The 24,966-nt window shown below is 69.3% G+C and carries 21 protein-coding genes; 4 read left to right on the forward strand and 17 right to left on the reverse strand.

From position 1 onward, the window contains the following. Window positions 1-25 precede the first annotated feature (25 nt). A complete protein-coding gene (locus PP359_RS02310; protein WP_295819971.1) occupies window positions 26-841 on the reverse strand; it encodes an isoprenyl transferase in 816 nt (271 codons plus the stop codon). Continuing rightward, complete coding sequence (recO, locus tag PP359_RS02315; protein ID WP_499249821.1) at window positions 838-1,566, reverse strand: DNA repair protein RecO; 729 nt, start codon at window positions 1,564-1,566, stop codon at window positions 838-840. Before recO ends, PP359_RS02310 begins: the two co-directional genes overlap by 4 nt. A gap of 55 nt (window positions 1,567-1,621) precedes the next feature. Here recO and PP359_RS02320 point away from each other — a divergent pair, with 55 nt between their 5' ends. Continuing rightward, on the forward strand, window positions 1,622-2,308 hold the full coding sequence (locus tag PP359_RS02320) for a trimeric intracellular cation channel family protein (protein WP_036321079.1): 687 nt from the start codon (window positions 1,622-1,624) through the stop codon (window positions 2,306-2,308). A gap of 37 nt (window positions 2,309-2,345) precedes the next feature. On the opposite strand, the gene leuA is transcribed toward PP359_RS02320, so the two are convergent. From leuA to lepA, 13 genes are all read right to left on the reverse strand, one after another. Continuing rightward, a complete protein-coding gene (gene leuA, locus PP359_RS02325) occupies window positions 2,346-4,106 on the reverse strand; it encodes a 2-isopropylmalate synthase (RefSeq protein ID WP_499249822.1) in 1,761 nt (586 codons plus the stop codon). Window positions 4,107-4,268: 162 nt separating this feature from the next. Then, entirely contained in the window at window positions 4,269-5,216 is a 948-nt protein-coding gene (locus tag PP359_RS02330; RefSeq protein ID WP_499249823.1) for a quinone oxidoreductase family protein, read from the reverse strand. Window position 5,217: 1 nt separating this feature from the next. Further along, window positions 5,218-6,120, reverse strand: a complete 903-nt coding sequence (gene era, locus PP359_RS02335; protein WP_036315535.1) for a GTPase Era — start codon at window positions 6,118-6,120, stop codon at window positions 5,218-5,220. Continuing rightward, the gene (locus PP359_RS02340) at window positions 6,117-7,436 is read right to left on the reverse strand and encodes a hemolysin family protein (RefSeq protein ID WP_499249824.1); all 1,320 of its coding nucleotides are present in this window, start codon (window positions 7,434-7,436) and stop codon (window positions 6,117-6,119) included. The genes era and PP359_RS02340 overlap by 4 nt, the downstream gene beginning before the upstream one ends. Continuing rightward, window positions 7,433-7,900: an rRNA maturation RNase YbeY gene (ybeY, locus tag PP359_RS02345; RefSeq protein WP_499249825.1), complete on the reverse strand. Its 468-nt coding sequence runs from the start codon at window positions 7,898-7,900 to the stop codon at window positions 7,433-7,435. The genes PP359_RS02340 and ybeY overlap by 4 nt, the downstream gene beginning before the upstream one ends. Beyond that, window positions 7,897-9,039, reverse strand: coding sequence for a PhoH family protein (locus PP359_RS02350; RefSeq protein WP_499249826.1), 1,143 nt, complete (start codon window positions 9,037-9,039; stop codon window positions 7,897-7,899). Before PP359_RS02350 ends, ybeY begins: the two co-directional genes overlap by 4 nt. Beyond that, window positions 9,032-9,379, reverse strand: a complete 348-nt coding sequence (locus tag PP359_RS02355; protein WP_499249827.1) for an HIT domain-containing protein — start codon at window positions 9,377-9,379, stop codon at window positions 9,032-9,034. The genes PP359_RS02350 and PP359_RS02355 overlap by 8 nt, the downstream gene beginning before the upstream one ends. A gap of 23 nt (window positions 9,380-9,402) precedes the next feature. Then, window positions 9,403-10,155: a 16S rRNA (uracil(1498)-N(3))-methyltransferase gene (locus PP359_RS02360; protein WP_499249828.1), complete on the reverse strand. Its 753-nt coding sequence runs from the start codon at window positions 10,153-10,155 to the stop codon at window positions 9,403-9,405. 1 nt (window position 10,156) lies between these two features. Then, window positions 10,157-11,266, reverse strand: a complete 1,110-nt coding sequence (gene dnaJ / locus PP359_RS02365; protein WP_499249829.1) for a molecular chaperone DnaJ — start codon at window positions 11,264-11,266, stop codon at window positions 10,157-10,159. 52 nt (window positions 11,267-11,318) lie between these two features. Further along, complete coding sequence (gene hrcA / locus PP359_RS02370) at window positions 11,319-12,356, reverse strand: heat-inducible transcriptional repressor HrcA (RefSeq protein ID WP_499249830.1); 1,038 nt, start codon at window positions 12,354-12,356, stop codon at window positions 11,319-11,321. A 58-nt stretch (window positions 12,357-12,414) separates the two neighbouring features. Continuing rightward, on the reverse strand, window positions 12,415-13,632 hold the full coding sequence (gene hemW / locus PP359_RS02375; RefSeq protein WP_499249831.1) for a radical SAM family heme chaperone HemW: 1,218 nt from the start codon (window positions 13,630-13,632) through the stop codon (window positions 12,415-12,417). Beyond that, window positions 13,632-14,282 carry a DUF1990 domain-containing protein gene (locus tag PP359_RS02380; RefSeq protein ID WP_499249832.1) on the reverse strand — a complete coding sequence of 217 codons (651 nt, stop codon included), beginning with the start codon at window positions 14,280-14,282 and terminating at the stop codon, window positions 13,632-13,634. Before PP359_RS02380 ends, hemW begins: the two co-directional genes overlap by 1 nt. Window positions 14,283-14,310: 28 nt before the next feature. Continuing rightward, the gene (lepA, locus tag PP359_RS02385; protein ID WP_112931464.1) at window positions 14,311-16,161 is read right to left on the reverse strand and encodes a translation elongation factor 4; all 1,851 of its coding nucleotides are present in this window, start codon (window positions 16,159-16,161) and stop codon (window positions 14,311-14,313) included. A gap of 306 nt (window positions 16,162-16,467) precedes the next feature. Between lepA and PP359_RS02390 the strand changes: the two genes are divergently transcribed. Then, entirely contained in the window at window positions 16,468-21,216 is a 4,749-nt protein-coding gene (locus PP359_RS02390) for an ExeM/NucH family extracellular endonuclease (protein WP_499249833.1), read from the forward strand. Window positions 21,217-21,337: 121 nt separating this feature from the next. Beyond that, window positions 21,338-22,081 (forward strand): alpha/beta fold hydrolase, encoded by a 744-nt coding sequence (locus PP359_RS02395; RefSeq protein ID WP_135949778.1) that lies wholly within the window; start codon window positions 21,338-21,340, stop codon window positions 22,079-22,081. Here PP359_RS02395 and PP359_RS02400 read toward each other — a convergent pair. Continuing rightward, window positions 22,011-23,306, reverse strand: coding sequence for an MFS transporter (locus PP359_RS02400; RefSeq protein ID WP_294945438.1), 1,296 nt, complete (start codon window positions 23,304-23,306; stop codon window positions 22,011-22,013). The genes PP359_RS02395 and PP359_RS02400 overlap by 71 nt on opposite strands. A 238-nt stretch (window positions 23,307-23,544) precedes the next feature. Between PP359_RS02400 and rpsT the strand changes: the two genes are divergently transcribed. Then, the gene (gene rpsT, locus PP359_RS02405; RefSeq protein WP_036285140.1) at window positions 23,545-23,805 is read left to right on the forward strand and encodes a 30S ribosomal protein S20; all 261 of its coding nucleotides are present in this window, start codon (window positions 23,545-23,547) and stop codon (window positions 23,803-23,805) included. Between the two features lie 68 nt (window positions 23,806-23,873). Here rpsT and holA read toward each other — a convergent pair whose 3' ends face one another. Then, window positions 23,874-24,920, reverse strand: coding sequence for a DNA polymerase III subunit delta (gene holA / locus PP359_RS02410; protein ID WP_036315495.1), 1,047 nt, complete (start codon window positions 24,918-24,920; stop codon window positions 23,874-23,876). Window positions 24,921-24,966: the final 46 nt, after the last annotated feature.

Raw genomic sequence — 24,966 nt, forward strand, 5'->3', positions numbered from 1 at the left:
GGTGCAACTCTCCGCGGGCGTCGGTCTATTCCGCTGCGTCAGCGGTGGGGGCATCGATCGCGCCGCCGAATCGGCGGCTGCGACCCAGATACAGCTCGATCGCGCCCCACAGATCCGTGCGCGAGAAGTCTGGCCACAGCGTGTCGAGGAACACCATCTCGGCGTAGGCCGACTCCCACAGCAGGAAGTTCGAGGTGCGTTGCTCGCCGCTGGAGCGCAGGAAGAGGTCGACATCGGGCATGTCGGGCACGTACAAGTGCTTGCGGAGCATCTTCTCCGTGATCGCCGACGGCTTCAGCCGCCCCGCGGCGATCTGTTCGCCCATCGCGCGCATCGCGTCGATGAGCTCGAGCCGGCCGCCGTAGTTGATGCACATCGTCAGGGTGAGCGTGTCGTTGCCGGCGGTGAGCTGCTCGGCGTACTGCAGCTCTTTGATGACCGATCCCCACAGGCGCGGCTTGCGGCCCGCCCAGCGGATGCGCACGCCCCATTCGTTCAGCTGATCACGGCGGCGGTGCAGCACGTCGCGGTTGTAGCCCATCAGGAAGCGCACCTCTTCCGGTGAGCGGGCCCAGTTCTCGGTCGAGAAGGCGTAGACGCTGAGGTGTTTCACTCCGGCCTGGATCGCGCCGGCCACGACGTCGAGGAGCACCTCCTCGCCCGCCCGGTGTCCTTCGATTCGTGTCAGTCCCCGGCGGTTGGCCCACCGTCCGTTGCCGTCCATCACGATCGCAACGTGGTTCGGCACACCGCCCTTCGGAAAACGCGGCGGATGGATGCCGGTCCAATCGAGCGGGCGGTACGGCACGGCATCGCGATGCGTGTAGGGCTTGGGGCTCAACGGGTGCTCTCCACATGGGACAGGGAACGGATGCCGCGCTCGAGATGCCACTGCGCGTAGGCGGCGACGAGGCCGGATGCCGAGGCGGTGGCGGCGTGGGTCGCGGCATCCACGACGTCCCATTCTCCCGCGATGAGAGCGCGCAGCAGCGCACCCGTCTCCGGACGAAGGCGCGCCGAGCCGGCCGGAGCGCAGTCGCCGCAGACGACGCCGCCGAGCTGCGAGACGAACCAATCGTGCGGGCCGACCGCGCCGCATCGCGCGCAATCGAAGAGGGCGGGAGCCCAGCCCGACAGCGACATCGCGCGCAGCAGGTACGAGTCGAGTACGGAACGCGACTCCCGTCCGCCCTGGGCGAGGGTGCGCAGTCCTCCCACGAGCAGCAGGTACTGCTGGGGGGTGGCTTCGGCTTCGTTCAGCCGGTCGGCGGTCTCGACCATGGCGTGCGCAGCCGTGTAACGGTCGTAGTCCGCCACGATCGCGGCCCCGTAGGAGCCGAGCGACTCGGCCTGCTGCACGATGTCGAGCGAGCGCCCCTGGTAGAGCTGGACGTCGGCGACCATGAACGGCTCGAGGCGGGCCCCGAACTTCGACGACGTGCGGCGCACACCCTTTGCGACAGCGCGTACCTTGCCGTGGCGACGGCTGAGCATGGTCACGATGCGGTCCGCTTCACCCAGCTTGTGGGTGCGCAGGACCACGACCTCGTCGCGGTAGGTGGGCACCCCTCGATTATCCCCGCCGGTGCCGACATCGGGCGGCATTGGAGACAATGGTCAGGTGACGGAGCAGCTGTTCGTGATCCCCCTCTGGGCCGACCTCCTCGCCGTGGGACTGGGCGGTGTACAGGGCGCGCTTTTCTCGTCGGGCTTCGTCGGACAGCGCCGACTCGACCTGCTCGGCGTCGTCATCGTCGGCACCGTGATGGGCATGGGTGGCGGCATCATCCGCGACCTCCTGCTCAACGTCGAACCCGCGACGCTGAAGAGCAACTGGTACCTGATCACGGCCGTCGGCGCGGCTCTGGTCGGCATGCTGCTGGCCAACATCTTCGAGCGCCTCAACGCGGTGATCGTGGCCCTTGACGCCGTGGTGATCGGTCTGTTTGGTGCCTTCGGCACCTCCAAGGCGCTGGCGCTCGGCCTTCCCCCCGTCCCGGCGGTCTTCGTCGGGGTCTGCGCCGCGGTGGGCGGCGGCATTCTTCGCGACGTGATCATGGGCTTGCCGGTGGCGATCATGCACGTCGGATCGCTGTACGCCGTCGCGGCCGCGGTCGGCTGCGCGTTGCTCGCGTTCGCACACGCCGTCGGTGCGCCGCTGGTGGCCGCGGCGATCGCCTCGGTCGTGGTCACGACCGTGATCCGACTGCTCGCGGTGATCTTCGACATCTCGCTGCCCGAACAGCGCGCGCTCTACCGGCGCAAGGTCGCGGTGGAGACCAGCGCGATCCCGATCATCCGGCCCTGAGGCGTTTCGACGCGCAGCGACGAGTCGAAACGCGGCGTCAGACGGCGGCGAGCGAGCCGGAGCGCTCGCGCGTACGGATAGCGCGGTTCACGCAGGAGACGATCGCCTTCAGCGACGCGGTCGAGATGTCACCGTCGATGCCGACGCCCCACAAGCGCTCACCATCGACCTGCAGCTCGACGTACGACGCGGCCTGCGCGTCGCCCCCGGCGCTGAGCGTGTGCTCGACGTAGTCGTAGAGCGTGATGTCGAAGCCCTGCGCACGCACGACTTCCAGGAAAGCCGATACGGGGCCGTTGCCGACGCCGCGTGTCGCAACGGTCTCCTCGCCGTCGCGGAGGGTGACCTCGAGCGAAACCTCGCCCGACATGTCGCTCTGCGTCCGCGTGGACAGCAACTCGAACCGCCCCCACTTCTCGTCCGCCTCCCGCGCAGGCAGATACTCATCCGTGAAGATCGCCCAGATCTGGTCGCTGGAGACTTCGCCGCCTTCGGCATCCGTCTTGGCCTGCACCACACCGGAGAACTCGATCTGGAGCTTGCGAGGCAGATCCAGCGCGTGGTCCGTCTTCAGCAGGTAGGCGACGCCGCCCTTGCCGGACTGCGAGTTGACGCGGATCACGGCCTCGTAGGAGCGACCGAGATCCTTCGGGTCGATCGGCAGGTACGGCACCGCCCACTTGATGTCGTCGACGGTGACCCCGGATGCCGCGGCCCGCGCCTCCATGGCCTCGAACCCCTTCTTGATCGCGTCCTGGTGCGAGCCGCTGAATGCGGTGAAGACGAGGTCGCCGGCCCAGGGGCTGCGCTCGGGGACGGGCAGCTGATTGCAGTACTCGGCCGTGCGCTTGACCTGGTCGATGTCGCTGAAGTCGATCTGCGGGTCGATGCCCTGCGTCAGCATGTTGATGCCCAACGCGACGAGATCGACGTTGCCGGTGCGCTCTCCGTTTCCGAACAGGCAGCCCTCGATGCGGTCTGCTCCGGCCATGTAACCGAGCTCGGCGGCGGCGATGGCCGTCCCGCGGTCGTTGTGGGGGTGCAGCGAGATGATGACGTTCTCGCGGTGCGCGAGGTGACGGCCCATCCATTCGATCGAGTCGGCATAGACGTTGGGCGTGGCCATCTCGACCGTTGCCGGCAGGTTGATGATGACCTTGCGCTCAGGAGTGGGCTCGAAGATCTCGATCACCTGGTTGCAGATGTCGACGGCGAACTCCAACTCGGTGCCGGTGTAGGACTCGGGCGAGTACTCGTAGTACACGGCGGTCTCGGGGATGCGCTTCTCGAACTCACGGCACAGCCGTGCCCCGTTCAGAGCGATGTCGATGATGCCCTGCTTGTCGCTGCGGAAGACGACCTCGCGCTGCAGGACGCTCGTCGAGTTGTAGAGGTGCACGATCGCCTGCTTCGCTCCGGCGATCGCCTCGTAGGTGCGCTCGATCAGGTGCTCACGCGCCTGCGTCAGCACCTGGATGGTCACGTCGTCGGGGATCAGGTTCTCTTCGATCAGCTGACGGACGAAGTCGAAGTCGGTCTGGCTCGCGGAGGGGAAGCCGACCTCGATCTCCTTGTAGCCCATGCCCACGAGCAGCTCGAACATGATGCGCTTGCGCTCGGGGCTCATCGGGTCGATGAGGGCCTGATTGCCGTCGCGCAGGTCGACGGCGCACCAGCGCGGAGCCGTCGTGATGCGGGCATCGGGCCAGGTGCGGTCGGGCAGGTCGACGCGGATCTGCTCGTGGAACGGGCGGTACTTGTGGATCGGCATGCCGGAAGGCTGCTGCATGTTCTTCATGGGGTTCGCTTCTCTTCGTCAGATGGTGCGGGCCGAGTGTCAGACGATGACAAGCTCCGCGACGAGGAGGGCCCTAGAACGAGGTCTCGTCGCGGCGGCTAAGAAGGAGGCCGAACGCGCGCATGGGGACAGCGTACACCTGTCCGTCGAACTCGACGAAACTCACGGGACCAGTGCCAGGGCTCCCCCGGCGTGTCCCTTGGCCAACAGGGCGAGCGCCGCAGGCGCATCGGTGAGGGGGAACGTACGTGCCACCGGGACGGCCAGAGTGCCGGCGTTCGCGGCCGCGATCAGGCCTGCCCGCGCCGCGTCGCGGAAGCGCGCGCTGTCGGGCAGTGCCCCGGCGATCCAGTGGAATCCGTCGGCTTTCGCCCGCGACGGCGACACGATCGTCACGATCCGAGCACGGTCGGCGACCAGCGCGAGCGACACGTCGATGGCCTCATCCGTCCCGACAGCATCCAGCGCCGCGACGATGGGGACGTCACCGGCGATCGCGACCGCCCGCTCGAAGAGCCCCGGTCCGTAGGCGACGGGCTCGCCGCCGAAGCGCCGCACGCGCTCGAACGAGCTTTCGGCCGCCGTGCCGATGACATGGATGCCGCGCAGCGCCGCCAACTGCAGCACGGCGACGCCCACGGCACCCGACGCGCCGTGCAGGAGGATCGTCTCTCCCGGCTTCGCGGCGACGACGTGCAGCATCTCCGCGGCGGTCGTGCCGGTCAGCAGCAGATTCGCCGCCTCCGGATGGCTGAGCGGCTCGGGCTTGTGGAACACCTTCGCGGCATCCACCGTCATCTCCGTCGCATAGCCGCCCTGCACGCGGAAGGCGACGACCTCGTCACCTTTCGCCGCGGGTCCCGACCCGATCTCCGTATCGAGACCGATCGCGGTGATCTCGCCCGACACCTCGTACCCGATCGGCACAGGCCAGGACTGCCCGTTCTCGGCGGCGACGTGCTTGGCGTCGGCGGGGTTCATGCCCGCCGCGCGCACGCGGATCGTCACCTCTCCGGGGGCCGGGGCGGGAACCTCGACCTCGGCGAGTTCCCACGTCTCGGGCCCACCGGCCCGTACCGCCCGCCACTGCCGTGCCGTCGTGTGCGTCATGTCAGAATCCCAGCCTTCCGAGTTGCTTCGGATCGCGTTGCCATTCCTTGGCGACGCGCACGTGCAGCTTCAAGAACACCTTGGTGCCCACGAGCGGTTCGATCTGGGCGCGGGCGCGCGCGCCGACCGACGCGAGGCGCGAGCCCTTGTGCCCGATGATGATGGCCTTCTGGCTGTCGCGCTCGACGACGAGGTTCGCGTAGATGTCCGTCAGCTCGCCCTCGTCGCGGCGGGAGATGTCGTCGATCGTGACGGCGATCGAGTGCGGCAGTTCGTCTCGAACGCCCTCCAGCGCCGCCTCGCGGATGATCTCGGCGATGCGGTCCTCCAGCGACTCATCCGTGACGACACCGTCCTCGTAGAGGGCGGGTCCTTCGGGCATGAGCGTCAGCAGCTCGTCGGCGAGCACGTCCAGCTGCTCGTTCGCGACGGCGGAGAGGGGGATGACGGCATCCCAGTCCTCGCGCAGACTGTCGACCTCCATCAGTCGTTCGGTGATCTCGTCGCGCGATGCGATGTCGGTCTTCGTGACGATGGCGACCTTCTTCGCGCGGGGGTACCCGTCGAGGGATGCCGCGATACGCCGGTCGCCCGGACCCACCTTCTCCGTGGCCGGCACGAGGAAGCCGATCGCGTCCACGTCGCCGAGGACCTGCTCGACGAGGTCGTTCAGGCGCTGGCCGAGCAGCGTGCGCGGCTTGTGGATGCCGGGGGTGTCGACGATGACGAGCTGGCCGGCGGGGCGGTTGACGATGCCGCGGATCGCGCGCCGCGTCGTCTGTGGCTTGTCGGAGGTGATCGCGACCTTCTCACCCACCAGGGCGTTCGTCAGCGTGGACTTGCCGACGTTGGGTCGGCCGACGAAGGTGACGAACCCGGAGCGGGTCTGCGGGCTGGCGGTCATCGGTGGGAGTCCTCCCGATCGGTGCGGTTGTCGTCGCCGAAGGCGGCGTCGACGGCGAGCAGGCTGTCGGTGGGTTCGACGAACACGGTGGCCAGGCCTCGTCCGCGCCCGCGGGAGGCGCCTCCGGTCAGCCGCAGCCCGGAGTACTCCGCGGTCGCGCCCGGCAGGGGCACGCGGCCGAGCAGCTTGCCCAGCAGCCCGCCGATCGAGTCGACGTCCTCGTCCTCCAGTTCCAGGCCGAACAACTCCCCGACCTCGTCGAGTCCCAATCGGGCGCTCACGCGGAAACGTCCCCCGCCGAGGTCGACGATCTCGTTGGAGCGGGCGTCGTACTCGTCGGAGATCTCGCCGACGAGCTCCTCGATGAGGTCTTCGAGGGTCACGAGTCCCGACACGCCGCCGTATTCGTCGACGACGAGACAAACGTGCACGGCATCCCGCTTCATCTGCTGCAGGAGCGTCTCGGCCTTCATCGACTCCGGCACGAAGACAGCGGGGCGAGCGATCTGTGCGACCGGCGCGTCACGCCATGCCGTCTCGTCGCGGTAGGCGAACTGCACGAGGTCTTTGAGATAGACGACGCCGGTGATGTCGTCGGCCTCACCGTCGGCGACGGGCACGCGCGAGACGCCCTTGTCGAGGAAGAGCTGCATCGCCTGCTGTGTCGTGGCGGCAGCATCCATCGTCACCATGTCGGTGCGCGGAACCATGACCTCGCGCACGTACGTGTCGGTGAACTCGAACACGGAGTGGATGAGCTCGCGGTCGTCCTCCTCGATGAGGTCCTGGGACGCGGCCTCGTCGACCATGCTCAGCAACTGCTCCTCGCTGGCGAACGACGCTCCGCGATGGATGCCGGGCGTCACCCGGTTGCCGACGATGACGAGCAGATGCGCGAGGGGGCCGAGCACGATGCGCGCGCCGCGCACGAGCGGGGCGCACGCCCGCAGCAGTCCGCGCGCGTGCTGGCGGCCCACGGCACGAGGGCTCGCCCCGACGAGGACGAACGACACCACGGTCATCAGCACCGCAGCGGCCAGCATGGCCCACCAGATGCTGTCGAACGCGATCGTGAAGGCCACGGTCACGACGACGGCCGCCGTCGTCTCGGCGAGGATCCTGATGAACACGACGGCGTTGCCGTGCGCTTCGGGATCGGCGCCGATCCGGCCGAGAGCGACGGCGCTACGACCTGCCGTCGCCATCTCGGCGAGGTCGGCGCGCGAGGTGACGCCGAGCGCCGCATCCAGCGCCGCCATCAGACCGCCGAGCGCGACCAGGAGGGCCGCCGCGATGAGCAGGAGGATCTCGGTCATGCGCGTCGTCGGCGCTCCGACGCGTGGAAGGCCGCGATCAGATCGCGCTGCAGGCCGAACATCTCGCGCTCCTCCTCGGGCTCGGCGTGATCGAAGCCCAGCAGGTGCAGCAGTCCGTGCGTGGTGAGCAGGATCAGCTCGTCGACCGTCGTGTGTCCGGCCGCCAGGGCCTGTGTCTCGGCGACCTGGGGGCAGAGCACGATGTCGCCCAACAGGCCCGGCGGCGTGGGCTGTTCCTGCGTTCCGGGTCGCAACTCGTCCATGGGGAAGCTGAGCACATCGGTGGGGCCCGGTTCGTCCATCCACTGCACGTGCAGTGCTTCCATCGCGCCCTCGTCGACGAGGAGGATCGCGACGTCGGCATCCGGACTGACGTGCAGTTCGGCGAGGTTGTTCTCGGTCAGGCGCAGCAGCACGGTCTCGTCGATCTCGACGCCGGACTCATTGGTGATCTCGATGGTCATGAGCGTCCTCGCTGTGTTCCGTGGGGGCCTTGGTGTCCGCGGTTGTCCCGGGGCGGCAGGTGGTCTCTCGGTCCGCCGGAGCGCGGGATGGCGCTGCGGCGCTCGGCGCGGTTGGCGAACTCGGCGGCCTCGTCGCGCTCTCGCCGTGCGGCGAGACGTTGCTCGTCGTACACGGTGTACGCGTCGACGATCCGGCCGACGAGGCTGTGGCGCACCACGTCCTCGCTCGTCAGCATCGCGAAGTGGATGTCGTCGATGTCCTTCAGCACGCGGGTGACCAGCCGCAGCCCCGAGGCTCCCTGCGGCAGGTCGACCTGAGTGATGTCACCGGTCACGACCATGTGGGTGCCGAAGCCCAGACGTGTGAGGAACATCTTCATCTGCTCGGGCGTCGTGTTCTGGGCCTCGTCGAGGACGACGAACGAGTTGTTGAGCGTCCGCCCGCGCATGTACGCGAGCGGAGCGACCTCGATCGTGCCCGATGCCATGAGCTTGGGGACGATCTCGGGGTCCATCATCTCGTTGAGCGCGTCGTAGAGCGGCCGCAGATACGGGTCGATCTTGTCGGTCAGGGTACCGGGCAGGAAGCCCAGGCGCTCCCCCGCCTCCACCGCCGGTCGGGTCAGGATGATGCGGTCGACTTCCTTGCGCTGCAGGGCCTGAACGGCCTTCGCCATCGCGAGGTAGGTCTTTCCGGTTCCGGCAGGACCGATGCCGAAGACGATCGTGTTCTCGTCGATCGCGTCGACATACCGCTTCTGACCGAGTGTCTTCGGGCGGATCGTGCGCCCGCGCGAGCTGAGGATCGCCTCGCCCAGCACCTCTGACGGGCGTTCGCCGGTATCGGCGCGGAGGATGCGGTTCGAGGTCTGCACGTCGGAGGGCTCGAGGCCCTGACCTGCGCGGGCCATGGCGATCAGCTCGTCCACGAGTGCGCGGGCGCGGGCGACGGAGGCGGCGAGGCCGGTCAGGGTGATCTCGTTGCCGCGCACGTGCACCTGCACGTCGGGGTGTTCGCGCTCCACGACGCGCAGCAGCCGGTCCTGGGGTCCGAGCAGCTGGACCATCGCCACTCCGTCCGCGAAAAGGCGGTCGACGGCGGGGGCGGACGCGTTCGCGTCGTCGGTGGAATCAGCCACCGAGGCTCCCCTCGTCCAGTCCTCCGGCGAGCACGTGCGCGTGGACGTGGAACACGGTCTGGCCGGCGGCCGGACCGGTGTTGAACACGAGGCGGAAGTCGCCGTCCGCGTGTTCGGCTGCGAGCGTATTCGCCAGCCCCACCATCTCGCTCATGAGAGCCGGGTCGGATGCGGCGAGCTCGACGACGTTGCGGTAGGCAGCGCTCTTGGGGATCACCAGCAGGTGCACCGGTGCCTGTGGTGCGATGTCGCGGATCGCGAACACGTTCTCGGTCTCGGCGAGGACCTCGGCCGGGATCTCGCCCTCCAGGATGCGCGTGAAGATGGACGGTTCGCTCATACTCCGAGTGTAGTCAGCGCCCGTCACCAGCGGCCGAGGCGGGCGTTGACCACGGCAAGGGCAGCCGGTCCCGCCGTGGAGGTGCGCAGCACGGTGTCGCCGAGGCGGACGGCGATGGCTCCGGCATCCGCGAGCGCCTCGAGTTCGTCGGGAGCGATGCCGCCTTCGGGGCCGACGACGAGAACGATCTCCGCGCTGTCGGCCACCGAAACCGCGCTCAAGGCTGTGGCGGCGCTGGGCTCGAGGACGAGCACGCGCGCCCGCGCGGCACGTGCGGCGAGCCCGGCGACGGATACCGGCGCCGCCACGCGGGGAACCCAGGGGCGGTGCGCCTGCTTGGCGGCTTCGCGGACGATGCTCTGCCAGCGTGCGACGCCCTTGACCGCCTTGTCGTCGCTCCAGCGCGATACGCTGCGCGCGCCCTGCCACGGCACGATCTCGTCGACGCCGAGCTCGGTCGCCGCCTGCACGGCGAGCTCGTCGCGGTCGCCCTTCGCGAGGGCTTGGGCGAGCACGAGGCGCGGGCTGGGCGGTGCGGCAACGGTGCGCTCGGTCACCGTCACCGCGACGCGTTTGGGTGCGGATGCCGCGACGACGCCCGTGAGCCAGACGCCCGCACCGTCGCCGACCGTCACCTCCTCACCGACACGGACGCGACGCACGACCGCCGCATGATGAGCCTCGGCGCCGGCGATGATGATCTCGTCGCCCCAGGCGGCGTCGGCGACGGCCGGCCCGTCCGGCGACGGCTCGTCGACGAGGAAGTGCAGAGCCATCTCAGCCGCGGAACCGGTCGCGCAGCTTCGAGAACATGCCCTGGTGGAACTGCGCCAGGCGGGGAGCCGGGGCCTTCGTCCGCTTGGCGAAGTCCTCGATGAGGGCGCGCTCCTTGGCGTCGAGCTTCGTGGGGGTGACGACCTGCACACCGACCCGAAGGTCGCCGCGGGTGCCGCCGCGCAGGGGCGTGATGCCGCGGCCCTTGATCGTCAGGACGTCGCCGGACTGCACTCCGGAGCGCACCTCGAGGTCGACGTCACCGTCGAGCGAGGAGATCGTGGTGTGCGTGCCGAGGATCGCGTCGGGCATCGACACTTCGAGGGTGGCGAGCAGGTCATCGCCCTCCCGGCTGAAGACCTCGTGGGTGGCGACGGTGACCTCGAGGTAGAGATCACCGTTCGGACCGCCTGCGGGACCGACCTCGCCGGAGCCCGGCAGCTGCAGGCGGAGTCCGGTCTCGACGCCCCCGGGGATGTCGACCGAGACCGTCCGCCGCGCACGGACGCGGCCCTGGCCCTGGCAGCTCGCGCACGGGTACGGGATCGTGGTGCCGTAGCCCTGGCAGGTGGTGCAGGGCTGCGAGGTGACGACGTTGCCGAGCAGGCTGCGCACGGTGCGCTGCACCTGACCGGATCCGTGGCAGATGTCGCAGGTCGCCGGTTGCGTCCCCGGCTGGCAGCACGATCCCTGGCACGTCTCGCACAGCACCGCCGTATCGACCTCGATGTCACGGTGGGTCCCGAACACGACGTCGCCGAGATCGAGCGTCACCCGCACCAGTGCATCCTGGCCGCGCTCACGGCGCGAGCGCGGCCGGCCGGCGCGCGTTCCCCCGCCGCCGAAGAAGGTCTCGAAGATGTCGCCGAAGCCGCCGAACCCCGCGCCGCCTCCACCGAAAGGCGAGCTGTCGCCCCCCATGTCGTAGCGCTGGCGCTGCTCCGGGTCGCTGAGGACGTCGTACGCGTGGGTCACGAGCTTGAAGCGCTCGGACGCCTCCGCTCCCGGGTTGACATCGGGGTGCAGTTCGCGCGCGAGACGCCGGTACGCCTTCTTGATCTCGTCGGGGCTCGCATCGCGGGATACACCCAGGACTTCGTAGTGGTCGGCCACAATCGCCTTTCCTGCCCCTGCGGGCGCGGGTCGGTGTTCGGGAGCGGAGCGCTCAGCGGGACGTGTCGTCCTCGTCGAGCAGTCGGCTCAGATAGTGCGCGACGGCGCGGACCGCCGCGAGGTTGGTGGGGTAGTCCATTCGGGTGGGGCCGAGGAGGCCGACGCGCGCGCGTGCACCTGTCGCGTCGTACTCGCTCGTCAGGACGGAGGCCTCCGTGAGCCCGAAGGGCTCGTTCTCCCGGCCGATGCTCACCGCGAGTCCCTGCTCGTCGGCGACCATCTCGCCCATCAGACGCAGCAGGGTGACCTGCTCCTCGATGGCCTCCAGCAGCGGGTAGATGCTCCCGCGGAAGTCGCTCTCGCGCCGCGCGAGTGTCGCGCTCCCGGCCATCACGAGCCGGTCCTGGCGGAAGTCCTCCAGTTCCTCGCCGACGATCCGCGCGACGGTGCGCAGCGCGGCATCGATGCGGGTGCCGTCGGGGGCTGACGCCGAGAGTTCGACGATCGCGGCCGCAGCCTCCGCGACGGGCTTGCCCGTGACCAGCCGCGAGATCGCCGTCTTGACCTGCTGGGCGGCCTCTTCGGTGAGTTCCTCGGCGAGGAAGGCCACGCGCTGGGAGACCCGGCCGGTGTCGGTGACGACGATGACGACGACGCGTGCTCCGCCCAGGTGCACGAACTCGACGTGAGTGACGTTCGCGCGGGCGAATGACGGGTACTGCACGATGGCGACCTGGCCGGTGAGCTGTGTGAGGGCGCGCACGGTGCGCATCAAGAGTTCGTCGAGGTCGCCCGGGTCGGTGAGGAACGACGAGATCGCCGAACGCTGCGCCGTCGACAGCGGGCGCAGTTCGGCGAGATGGTCGACGAACACGCGGTAGCCCTTGTCGGTGGGCACGCGTCCGGAGGAGGTGTGCGGCGCTGCGATGAGCTCCTCGTCCTCCAGGAGCGCCATGTCGTTGCGGATGGTCGCGGCGGACACGCCGAACTGGTGCCGTTCGACGATCGCCTTGCTGCCGACGGGCTCGTGCGTGTCGACGTAGTCCTGCACGATCGCACGGAGGACCTGCAGGCCGCGTTCCGAGACCATCGCTCCTCCTTATTGGCACTCAGGGTGATCGAGTGCCAATATTACCGCGATCGTGTGCTCAGGCGGTGAGGGCGCGCACCACGGCATCCGCCAGCAGACGGCCACGGCGAGTGAGGACGACGCGCCCGCGCACGGCGGATGACCCCTCGATGAGCCCGTCGGCGATGAGCGCAGCCACCGCGTGGCGGCCCTCGCCGGTCAGCTCGGACACCGCGATGCCCTCAGCGATGCGCGAGCGCAGCAGCACGTCCTCGAGTCGCCGTGCCGCGGCATCCGGGCGCTCACGGGCCGCCGCAGGGGAGGTGCCGGCGGCGAGGCGCTGTGCGTATGCCGCGGGATGCTTGACGTTCCACCATCGCAGTCCGTCGACATGACTGTGTGCTCCGGGCCCGTACCCCCACCAATCCGTGCCGCGCCAGTATGCGAGGTTGTGGCGAGAGCGGTGGGCGGCGTCCGTCGCCCAGTTCGACACCTCGTACCAGCCGAATCCGTTCGCGTCGAACGTCGCGTCGGCCAGCTCGTACATGTCGGCCTGGAGGTCGTCATCCGGTGCGGCGAGCTCGCCGCGGCGGATCTGGCGCTCGAGCTTGGTGCCTTCCTCGATGATGAGCGCGTACGCGGAGATGTGATCCGGTCGCAGCGCCACGGCTTCCTCGATCGAACGCCGCCAGTCGTCCAGCGACTCCCCCGGTGCACCGTAGATCAGATCGACGCTCACATCGAGGCCCGCCGCGCGCGCCGCGTGGACGGCCGTCTGCACAGCGGCGGGATCGTGGGTGCGGTCGAGGGCGGCGAGCACATGCGGCACGGCCGACTGCATGCCGATCGACATGCGGGTCACGCCGGCCTCGGCGAGCTCGTGAGCCATCGCGACGGTCACGGTATCGGGGTTGGCCTCGACGGTGACCTCGGCGTCGGTCGTGAGTGCGAAGGCGGTGCGAATGCCGTCGAGCATCCGGGCCAGATGCCCCGCCGGCAGCAGGGTCGGTGTGCCGCCACCGAAGAACACGGTGGATGCCGCGCGCAGAGGACCTCGCTGCGACAACACGCCTCGTGACAGCTCGATCTCGCGGAGAACCTCGTCGGCGTACGCGTCCTGGCGAGCGCCGCGCAGCTCTGTCGCCGTGTAGGTGTTGAAGTCGCAGTAGCCGCAGCGCACGCGGCAGAAGGGCACGTGCACGTAGACGCCGAAATCACGGACGGGGTCGATCACGATGTCGGACGGCAGCGCGCCGTCGAGCGGAGCGGGGTCGCCGAGAGGAAGGGCGGAGCCCATCAGGCGGGCGTCGTGTACAGCGGTGAGAGGGCGCGCAGGTACCCGCGGAAGAGCTCGCGCCGGCGACGCTTCACCAGAGCCGGAACGATGCGGTAGAACGTGGCGACGGGACGATCGAAAGCGCGCACCGTGAACCGGACTTCGTCGTTGTCCGCCCAGGTCACGACGAACGACTCCTCGCCGCTGACGACGGAGTCCCCGACGGTTCCGAGAGCAAAGCCCACGCGTCGCGGCTCTTCGATCGCGTAGATGACTCGCAGCTCACCGTCCGCGTTCATGCCCTTGACGTGTCCCCGCACCCGCACGGTCGTTCCCGCTGCCACGTACGGAGTGCCGTCGGCGTCGAAGCGCTGATCGGCCTCCATGCGGCTCGCCACCGTCGGATTGCCGTCGACGTCGTAGCCGACTCCCGTGTACATCGGGCCGGCAGCCGGACGCACGTCCGAGATCGCCAGGCCCGCACCGCGTAGCGCGGTCCACGACAGCAGCGCGTCGGCCGATGACTCGAAGCGCGCCTGCCCGCTGCCGAGCAGCCAGGAGTCCTCCGCCGGAACGCTGTTCTCGGGCGGATAGCTCATGAGGTCGTGCGCCTGCGTGGCGCCGACGGCGGCATAGTCGACCGTGTCGTCCTGAAAGCTTCCGCGACGCATGATGTCCAGCCTAACCGGGGCGTCCTGCCTACTTCTTGTCCTTGCCCTCGACGTCGCCGGAGAGCGCGGCGATGAAGGCTTCCTGGGGCACCTCGACACGACCGACCATCTTCATGCGCTTCTTGCCCTCCTTCTGCTTCTCCAGCAGCTTGCGCTTACGGGTGATGTCGCCGCCGTAGCACTTGGCGAGAACGTCCTTGCGGATGGCTCGGATGTTCTCGCGCGCGATGATGCGTGCGCCGATGGCGGCCTGGATGGGCACCTCGAACTGCTGGCGCGGAATGAGCTTGCGGAGGCGTTCGGTCATCAGAGTGCCGTACGCGTACGCCTTCTCGCGGTGGACGATCGAGCTGAACGCGTCGACCTTCTCACCCTGCAGCAGGATGTCGACCTTGACCAGATCGGCCTCCTGGGATCCGGCGGGCTCGTAATCGAGGCTCGCGTAGCCCTGTGTCTTGGACTTCAGTTGATCGAAGAAGTCGAAGACGATCTCGCCGAGCGGCATGTTGTAGCGCAGCTCGACCCGGTCCTCACTGAGGTATTCCATGCCGAGGAGCGTTCCGCGGCGCTGCTGGCAGAGCTCCATCACCGTGCCCACGTAATCCTTGGGCAACAGGATGCCGACCTTGACGACCGGCTCGGAGACACTCGCGACGCGCCCGTCGGGGTACTCGCTCGGGTTGGTGACCGTGACCGACTCGCCCGTGTCGGTCGTGACCTCGTACGTCACCGAGGGTGCCGTGGTGATGAGGTCGAGGCCGAACTCGCGCGACAGGCGCTCCGTGATGATCTCCAGGTGCAGCAGGCCCAGGAACCCGCAGCGGAATCCGAAGCCCAGGGCGACGGAGGTCTCCGGCTCGTACTGCAGCGAGGCGTCCGACAGCTTCAACTTGTCCAGCGCCTCACGCAGGTCGGCGTAGTCGCTGCCGTCGATCGGGTAGATCCCGCTGAACACCATCGGCTTGGGGTCGGTGTAGCCGGCCAGGGCTTCGCTCGCGGGCTTGCGGTGGTTGGTGATCGTGTCGCCGACCTTCGACTGGCGCACGTCCTTCACGCCGGTGATCAGGTAGCCCACTTCGCCGACGCCGAGGCCCCGGGTCGGAACCGGCTCGGGGCTGGAGACACCGATCTCGAGCAGGTCGTGCGTCGCGCGCGTGGACATCATCTGAATGCGCTCGCGCGGCTCGAGCTTGCCGTCGACCATGCGGACGTACGTCACCACGCCGCGGTAGGCATCGTAGACCGAGTCGAAGATCATGGCGCGCGCCGGGGCCGCGGCGTCCCCGACCGGGGCGGGGATGCGCTCGACGATGCGATCGAGCAGCTCCTCCACCCCCATGCCCGTCTTGCCCGACACCCGCAGCACGTCGGCGGGGTCGCCGCCGATGAGGTTCGCAAGCTCTGCGGCGTACTTCTCGGGATCGGCGGCGGGCAGATCGATCTTGTTGAGAACCGGGATGATCTGGAGGTCGTTCTCCAGCGCCAGGTAGAGGTTCGCAAGGGTCTGCGCTTCGATTCCCTGCGCGGCGTCGACCAGGAGGATGGCGCCTTCGCAGGCGGCGAGCGAGCGCGAGACCTCGTATGTGAAGTCCACGTGGCCGGGTGTGTCGATCATGTTCAGTGCGAAGGTGCCCTCGGCGGTGGCCCAGGGCATGCGGACGGCCTGCGACTTGATGGTGATGCCGCGCTCGCGCTCGATGTCCATGCGATCGAGGTACTGCGCACGCATGTCGCGGTCCGAGACCACACCGGTGATCTGCAGCATGCGGTCGGCCAGCGTGGACTTGCCGTGGTCGATGTGGGCGATGATGCAGAAATTGCGGATCAGCTCTGGAGGGGTCGCAGACGGCTCGAGAGGCTTCAGGGCGCGGGGTGACATGTCCCGTGCAGTCTACCGGCGTCCGCAGGGCGGGCCCCGCGCGACCGCGCGCGGGACTTTAGCCTCTCCCTCACGCGACGCGCCAGGGCTGCGCCGGATGAGAAAGAGTTAACCGCCCTTTCTCTTGCCGCCGCGATCCGCGCCACGGAAGCTCGATCTCACGTTCGATGGGACCGGATGTCGTGCGGCGTTCACTTCGGTGCAACCTTTTCGTCTCACAGCCACCTCATCATCGGCACTCAATCACCGAAGAGGACCGCCGTGTATGCGGCTGTCCGCTGTTGCATGCGAAACCAGGGAGAACACGTGTCAGATCCGACACGGGACGCCACGCGTCCCACCGCCGAGAGGCGGAACAGGCGCGCGATCGTCGCCACCATCACCGCCGGAGCCCTCGCCCTCAGCGGCGCGGGATTCGCGACCATTCCGGCTCAGGCGGCCGTCTCGCCGAACGCCGCCGTGCTGATCAACGAGGTGTACGGCGGGGGCGGCAACTCCGGCGCCACCTACACCCACGACTTCGTCGAGCTCGTGAACGTCTCGTCGGCGCCGGTCAGCCTCGACGGCTGGACGCTGCAGTACGCCGCAGCAGGCGGCGACAAGAAGTTCTCGGCGCAGGCGCTGAGCGGCACCATCCCCGCCGGACGCACCTTCCTCGTCCAGGAGGCGAAGGGGCAAGGCGGGACGACGCCCCTTCCGACACCGGATGCCGTCGGCTCGCTCGCGCTGAGCGGGACGACCGGCAAGGTGGCCCTGGTCTCGAGTGCGGCCATCGTGACCGGACCGAGCGATGCCGACGTCGTCGACTACGTGGCCTGGGGCTCGTCCGCGACCCCCGCGGCCGGCTCGCCCGCTCGCGGCACCGAGAACCCGACGAGCATCTCGCGCGACGCGTCGCACACCAACACCGCCGTCAACAGCGCGGACTTCGCCGTGGGCGCCCCCACTCCGCAGAACTCCGGTGCGGGCACGGAGCCGACGCCCGCGCCGACCGGCACCGCGTCTCCCTCTCCCGAGCCCACGACGACGTCCACCCCGACGCCGCAGCCGACCTCGACGGGAACCCCCGGGACCGAGACGATCACACCGATCGCGGCGATCCAAGGCTCCGGCGACAGCACCCCGCTGAACGGCCAGACCGTCACGACCGAAGGCGTCGTCACCGCTCAGTATGCGACCGGCGGCTACAACGGCTACGTCATCCAGACGCCCGGGACCGGCGGCGCGATCGATCTGAGCGCCCACACGGCATCCGACGCCATCTTCGTCTACGCGAAGACCCCGGCCGTCGCCAACGAGGTCGCGCTCGGAGACACTGTCCGCGTCACCGGCAAGGCGTCCGAGTTCAACGGCCTCACCCAGCTCGCGGTCGACACGGGCGCGGCTCGCAAGATCGACGCGGCTGCGGCCCCGAAGCCCGTCGTGCTCACGACGTGGCCGGCCTCGATCGCGCAGCGCGAGAGCCTCGAGTCGATGCTCGTGAGCGTCACCGGCACCTTCACGGTGACCAACACCAACAACACGAACCGCTACGGCGAGGTGGGTCTCGCCGCCGGTGCCGGAGTGCTCCGTCAGCCGACGGACGTCGCCCGCCCCGGCAGCGCCGGGGCCGCCGCGGCCGCGGCGGACAACCTAGCCCGCGGCGTCGTCCTCGACGACGGCGGTTCGCTCGACTATGCCGCGCGCGCCAACAACGGCGCCGGTGCGCTCCTGAACGGAGACCTGACGCCGGCGTACGTCTCGCTCGACAAGCCGGTCGTCGTCGGCGCCACCGCGTCCCTGAGCGGCTCGTTTGTGCTCGACTACCGCAACAACGCGTGGAAGCTGAACCCGGTGACCTTCCTCTCCGGCGACGGCAAGACGCAGGGTCAGGCGAGCTTCACCAACCCGCGTACCGCAGCTCCTGCCCCCGTCGGCGGCGACCTGAGCGTGGGCTCGTTCAACGTGCTGAACTACTTCACGACGCTCGGCTCGTCCGATGCGGCCTGCCAGCCGTACACCGACCGTGCCGGCGTCGGCACGAACGTCCGGGGAGGCTGCGACCTCCGCGGAGCCTGGGGTGCCGCAGACCTCGCGCGTCAGCAGTCGAAGATCGTCTCGGCGATCAACACACTGGACGCCTCGGTGGTCGGGCTCATGGAGATCGAGAACTCGGCGAAGTCGACGCCGTCGACGCCCGACAAGGCTGTCGCGACCCTGGTCGCGGCGCTGAACGCCGCTGCCGGAAGTGAGAAATGGGCGTACGTCCCGGCATCCGCGCAGCTGCCCGATGCATCCGAGCAGGACGTCATCCGCAACGCGATCATCTACCAGCCGGCCCGCGTCGCACCCGTCGGTGAGGCTCTGGCGCTCGGGACGCAGTCGGGATCCGGACAGGCCTTCGACAACGCGCGCGAGCCGATCGCGCAGAAGTTCGCGCCCGCCGGTGGCGGCGAGCCGTTCCTCTTCGTCGTGAACCACTTCAAGTCCAAGGGTTCCAGCGGCGCCAGCGGCGCGCAGGCCGACCAGAAGGACGGACAGGGGGCGTGGAACCCGGCCCGGATCGCGCAGGCGAGCGCGCTGCGCGACTGGGTCTCTTCCCTCACCGCGAACGGAGAAGCGGCGGTGCTCGTCGGCGACTTCAACTCCTACACCCAGGAGGACCCGCTGAAGGTCCTCTACGACGCGGGGTACACGGATGCCGAGTCGGCGCTGAAGGTGGGGCGTTCCACGTACTCGTTCGACGGCCTCTCCGGCTCGCTCGACCACGTGCTGCTGAACGCCGCGGCCTGGAAGCGCGTCACGGGCGGCGACGTCTGGAACATCAACTCCGGGGAGTCGGTGGCGCTGGAGTACAGCCGCTACAACAACCACGGCACGCTGTTCTGGCAGGACGGCCCGTACCGCTCGAGCGACCACGATCCGCTGAAGGTCGGTCTGTCGGCCCGTAAGAGCGCACCGACGACGATCGACATCCTGACGATCAATGACTTCCACGGTCGTATCGAGGCCGGATCGCAGGGTGAAGCGGGCGCTGCCGTCCTCGCCGGCGCCGTCGCGGCCAAGAAGGCGCAGAACCCGAACACGCTCCTGGTCTCGGCCGGCGACAACATCGGGGCCTCGACGTTCACGTCGCTGATCCAGCAGGACACCCCGACCATCGATGCCCTGAAGGCATCCGGTCTGGAGGTGTCGGCGGTGGGCAACCACGAGTTCGACCGCGGCTTCGCCGACCTGAAGAACCGGGTGCTTCCGCGCTTCGGTGGCAACACCGACCCGTCGAACGTGACGCCGGAGCAGGTCGCGGCGGGCTCGCCCTACGCGCTCGGTGCCAACGTCTACCAGAAGGGCACGAAGACGCCGGCGCTGCCGGAGTACACCGTGAAGACACTCGACGGCGTGCGCGTCGCCTTCATCGGCACCGTCACCACCGACACGGCACGCATGGTCGATCCGCAGGGCATCAAGGACATCGACTTCGGCGACCAGCTCGAAGCGGCCAACCGCGTCGCCGACAAGATCGCCGCAGGCGACCTCGCCGATGTGACCGTGCTGCTCACGCACTCCGGGTCGTCGGTGTCGAACCAGTGCGATGCGGTCGCCACCGACCCGTCGGAGTTCGGCACCCTCATCCGCGGAGCGTCGGCCCACATCGACGCCATCGTGTCGGCCCACACCCACCAGACCTACGCGTGCAACGTGCAGGTGGGCTCCAGTGGGAAGCTGCGTCCCGTCATCCAGGCGTCCGAGTACGGCAAGGCGCTCGGCCAGCTCTCGCTGACGTACGACACCGACGCTCACGAGCTGGTGTCGGCGACCGGATCCACGCAGACGCTCGCCAAGGCCTACCCGGCCGACGCGGCGGTCGCCTCGATGGTCGCCGGCTTCACGGACCAGGCGAACACGATCGGCGCCCAGCCGGTCGGTGCCATCACGGCCAACATCCTGCGTGGCGGCACGAGCGGGTCGGACCGTGGAGTCGAGTCGACCATGGGCAACACCGTCGCCGACATCTATCTCTGGGCCACCAGCACCAACCCGGCCTACGCGGGCACGAAGGCGCAGATCGCGCTGATGAACCCGGGCGGTTTGCGCGCCGACCTGCGATACACGGGTGACGGCACCGTCACCTACAAGCAGCTCGCCGACGTGCAGCCCTTCGCCAACACGCTCGTCACGGTGACGCTCACGGGTGCCCAGCTGAAGGACATCCTGACGCGCCAGTGGCAGGCGACGGGCGACCGTCCCAAGCTGCACCTGGGTGTCTCGAAGGGGTTCACCTACGAGTACACCGAGGATGCGCCGCCCGCCGGTCAGACGGCCTCGCGGTCGGGACACATCGTGTCGATGTCGCTGGACGGAAAGAAGATCACCGACGCCGACACCTTCACGGTGGTGACGAACTCGTTCCTCGCCAACGGCGGAGACGGCTTCACGCCGTTCGCCCAGGGGACGAACCGCACCGACACCGGTCAGGTCGACCTCGACGCAACCCTTGCGTACGCGAAGGCGATCAAGCCGATCGCCCCGTCGTCGGTGGGGCGCGCCGTCCTGGTCAGCGACACCACCCCGTCGCCGACTCCGACCGCGACTCCGACGGCAACGCCGAGCGCGTCGCCGACCGGCGCGCCGTCGCCCTCTCCGACGAGCACGCTGCCGGCAACCGGCGGGGTGACGGTGGGTGCGTCGAGCACGGGCCTGTCTGCGGACGGGCGGATCGAGCGCGGGTCTTCGTTCACCGTGACCCTGACGGGCCTCGGCGCCTTCGAGCAGGTCGTGGCCACGCTGAACAGCGACCCGATCGTGATCACGGGCATCCCCGCCGCCGATGCGAACGGTCGCGTCACCTTCACGGTGAACGTTCCGCAGTCGCTGCCGCTCGGAACCCACCACCTCATCGTGTTGGGTGCCGACGGCCGGGTGGTCCTGAACCTGCCGTTGCAGGTCGTCGGTGAGGGCACACTGGCCACCACCGGTGCGGAGCTTCCGTGGGGGCTCGCCTTCGGGGGCGCGCTCCTGCTTGTCGCCGGGCTTCTGCTGGCGATGACGCGCCGCCGCCGTGTGACCATCGGCTGACGCAGCGGGCGGCTGCCTCGGCCGTCCGCTCCCCCACAGGCCCCGGCCCCGCTTCGGCGGGTGTCCGGGGCCTGTGCCGTGCTCGGCCCCGGCGGTGCCGTCGCTCCGTAAGCTGGCGGGTGTGGCGACGACGGTGGTGATGGTGCACGGCATCCGTACCTCGGCGACGATGTGGCGTGCCCAGGTCGAACATCTGCGGCGCCGCGGTATCGACGCGGTCGCGCTCGACCTCCCGGGCCACGGTGCGCGGATGGCCGAGCAGTTCACGCTCGAGGGGGCATTCGGGACGATCGACCGGGCCGTGCGCGACGCCGCTGAACGAGGTCGCGTGCTGCTCGTCGGCCATTCGATGGGTGGTCTCGTGTCCATCGAGTACGTCGGCGGTGCGGACCGCCCGCCGGTCGACGCCTTCATCGCGGCATCCTGCACCGCCATCCCGCGCGGCGTGGCGCTGCAGACCTACCGCTCGCTCGCCCGCGGGTTCGATCGGCTTCCCGGTCGTGGTGCCCCGATCGCGGAGTGGGTGCTCGATCGCACACTGCCCGCCGAGACGCGCGCCGACTTCGGTGCCGGTGGCTACGCGTACGACGCGCAGGACACGGCGCTGCGCAGCCTGTCGGTGCTCGATCTGCTCGGCGCGCTCGGTCGCATTCGGATACCGACATGGTTCGTGAACGGGCAGTTCGACCAATTGCGCATCAACGAGCGGCTGTTCACCTCGCGCGTCCCAGGTGCGGAGCTCATCGTGGTGCCACGGACCTCGCACCTGGTCACCGCGATGCGCCCACGAGTCTTCAACGCCGTGATCGACGTGGCGCTGGCGACGATGGATGCCGCGGCTCCGCCCGCACCATCAGGGTCATGAGTCCGCCGACCACCGACAGCACGGCGCTGCCCAGGAACAGCAGCCAGAATCCCCCGACGGCGGCGACCAGTCCGGCGCCGACCAGCGGCCCGAGCAACTGCCCCAGGCTCGCCGCGACGGTGACGAAGCCCAAGTCGCGGGCGCTGTCCTCCGGAAACGGCAGGAGGTCGGTGCCGAGCGCGAGTCCGACGGCCATGTATGCGCCGTACCCGACGCCCAGCAGCGCGGCCGCGACCAGGGCGAGCTCGAACGAGGGGAACGCCGCCAGCAACACGGCGGCACCGCCCTGCACGAGCGCAGCGGCGGCCGTCAGGCCGCGTCGGCGTCCGGTGCGATCCGAGACCGCCCCCGCCACGATGGATGCCACGACGACGAAGACGGTGTAGACGACGATGAGCAGGAGCAGTTCGTCCTGGGCGCCCGTCGGATCGCGGTGCAGTCCGTAGAGAAGGAAGAACAACAGAAGCCCCGTGCCGAGCGCGTTGCCGATGTTGACCACGAGCCGCCCCCACAGCATCCAGGCGAAATCTCTGTCCCTGAAGACGGCGAAACGCTCCGCGGCGCTCAGACGCGTGCGCGCGGTGTCGGAGGCCGCCGGTGCGGGCGGGTCGGGCAGCATCAGCGCGCCGAGGCCACCGGCGACCAGCAGAATGCTGCCGAGCACGAGGTAGCCCGCGATCACCCCGAGACCGAGAAGGACGATCACCCCGACGCCCACGACGATGCCGAGGGCCTGCGACGACGAGATCGCGGCGGAGGCGGTACCGCGCTGGTCGGTGAGCTGGTCGGCGATCATCGCCGTGAAGGCGGCGGAGGCCACGGCGACGCCGACGGACACACCGATCCACGAGACGGCCACACCCCACGCATCCGTGGCGAAGGCGAGGGCCAGAAGCGAACCGGAACCCAGCAGCACTCCCCCGAGTGCCCACGGGCGACGCCTGCCGAAGGCGCCGCGGGTGCGATCGCTCATGCCGCCGGCGAGCGGGCCGGCGATGACACCCGCCAGGCCGCCCGCGGCCAGCACCAGTCCCGACGACACGACGCCCGAGATCCATCGGTCCGCGTCGCCGGGGGTGTTCAGCTGCAGGGGGATGAGCAGCTGCAGCGGCGTCAGCTGGGCCGTCCAGATCGCCAGCCACGCGAGCGTGAAGAACGTGAACCATGCGGCCCCGGCGCGCCTCGTCGTCGCCGAGGTGTGCGGGCCCGGGGTTGCTGCGGTCACGGCGACTCCTTCGTCGGTGCGCGTCGTCGAGGGGACGGGGCGAGCGGGAACGGAGCCCGATCGATCCGATCATGCCGCATGCCGTGCGGCAACGGGCGCATTGCGGGGGCGGCGCGCGGTGACCTGATAGACTCGGTGATTGGCTTGCGTGTGGGTCCCACCCCGCACGCCGCCGGAGGCGTCCCTCTACCGCTACCCCGGCACATCCATCGAAAACCGAACGAAAGAGCCGTCGAACGTGGCGAACATCAAGTCGCAGATCAAGCGCAACAAGACCAACGAGAAGGCGCGCGAGCGCAACAAGGCCGTCAAGAGCGAGCTGAAGACCGAGGTGCGTCGCACCCGCGAGGCCATCGCCGCCGGTGACAAGGCTGCCGCGGAGAAGGCGCTCGCGAAGGCGTCCAAGAAGCTCGACAAGGCCGTGAGCAAGGGCGTCATCCACGAGAACCAGGCCGCGAACCGCAAGTCGTCGATCGCGAAGCAGGTCGCCGCTCTCTGAGCCGCATCCACATCGATGAAGGCCCGTCCCCGCATCTGCGGCGGCGGGCCTTCGTCGTCGGTGCGGCCTCAGGCGCCGTAGGGAGCCCGGGTGGCGATGATCGTGATGAGTCGCTCCACGGCGAACACGGGATCGCGCGAGGCGCCCTTGACCTCGGCATCCGCTCGCGCCGCCGCCTGGATCGCCAGGCCGAGGCTGGCCTCGTTCCACCCGGTCAGGTCACGCCGGGCGCGGTCGACCTGCCAGTCCTTCATGCCGAGTCGAGCCGCGAGCGACGCGGACGACTCGCGGATGCCGGCGACGCGGGCCATCGTGCGCAGCTTCGAGGCGATCGCCGCGACCAGCGGCACGGGATCCGCTCCGCTGGCCAGGGCATGGCGAAGGGCGACGAGGGCGTCGCCGTAGCGGCCGGCGATGGCGGTATCGGCGACGGTGAAGGCCGAGGTCTCCACACGGCCGCCGTAGTACCGCTCGACGACCTGCTCGGTGATGTCGCCCGGCACATCGGAGATGAGCTGCTGGCAGGCCGCCGCGAGTTCGGTGAGGTCGTCCGAGAAGGCGCCGACGAGGGCACGGAGGGCGACCGGAGCGATCTTCTTGCGCGCGGCCTGGAACTCGCCGGCCGCAAAGTCGAAGCGGTCGGAATCGCGCTTGACCGCTGGGCAGGCGATCTCGATGCCGCCTCCGATGCCGGAGCGGATGGCGTCGAGCAGCTTCTTGCCGCGCACGCTCGAACCCGTGTGGCGGAGAACGACGGTGGCGCCGTCCTGCGGAGCCTCGATGTAGGCGAGGGCCTCCGTCAGGAAGGCGTCGGAGCACTTCTCCACGCCTCCGACGCGCACGAGCCTCGGCTCGCCGAACAGTGACGGAGACGTGAGCGTCAGAAGGCTTCCCGAGGCGTAGTCATCGGCCCGCAGGTCGGAGACCTCCAAGCTCGCGTCCTCCGCGCGCAGGAACTCGCGGATGCCGGCGGTCGCGCGCTCTGCGCAGACGTCCTCCGGTCCCGACACGAGAACGACGGGAGCGGGCTGCGGCGACCGCCAGGAGATCTGCGGGATCGCCGACGCGGCGCGCGCACCCCCACGCGAGGGGGGACGGCGGGGCGCGGACGGCATGAGCACCAGCCTACCGACGGCGTGCGACACCGATGCCGCCCCGCGG

Source organism: Sphingomonas sp. BLCC-B65, assembly GCF_028550675.1.
Taxonomy (GTDB): Bacteria; Actinomycetota; Actinomycetes; order Actinomycetales; family Microbacteriaceae; genus Microbacterium.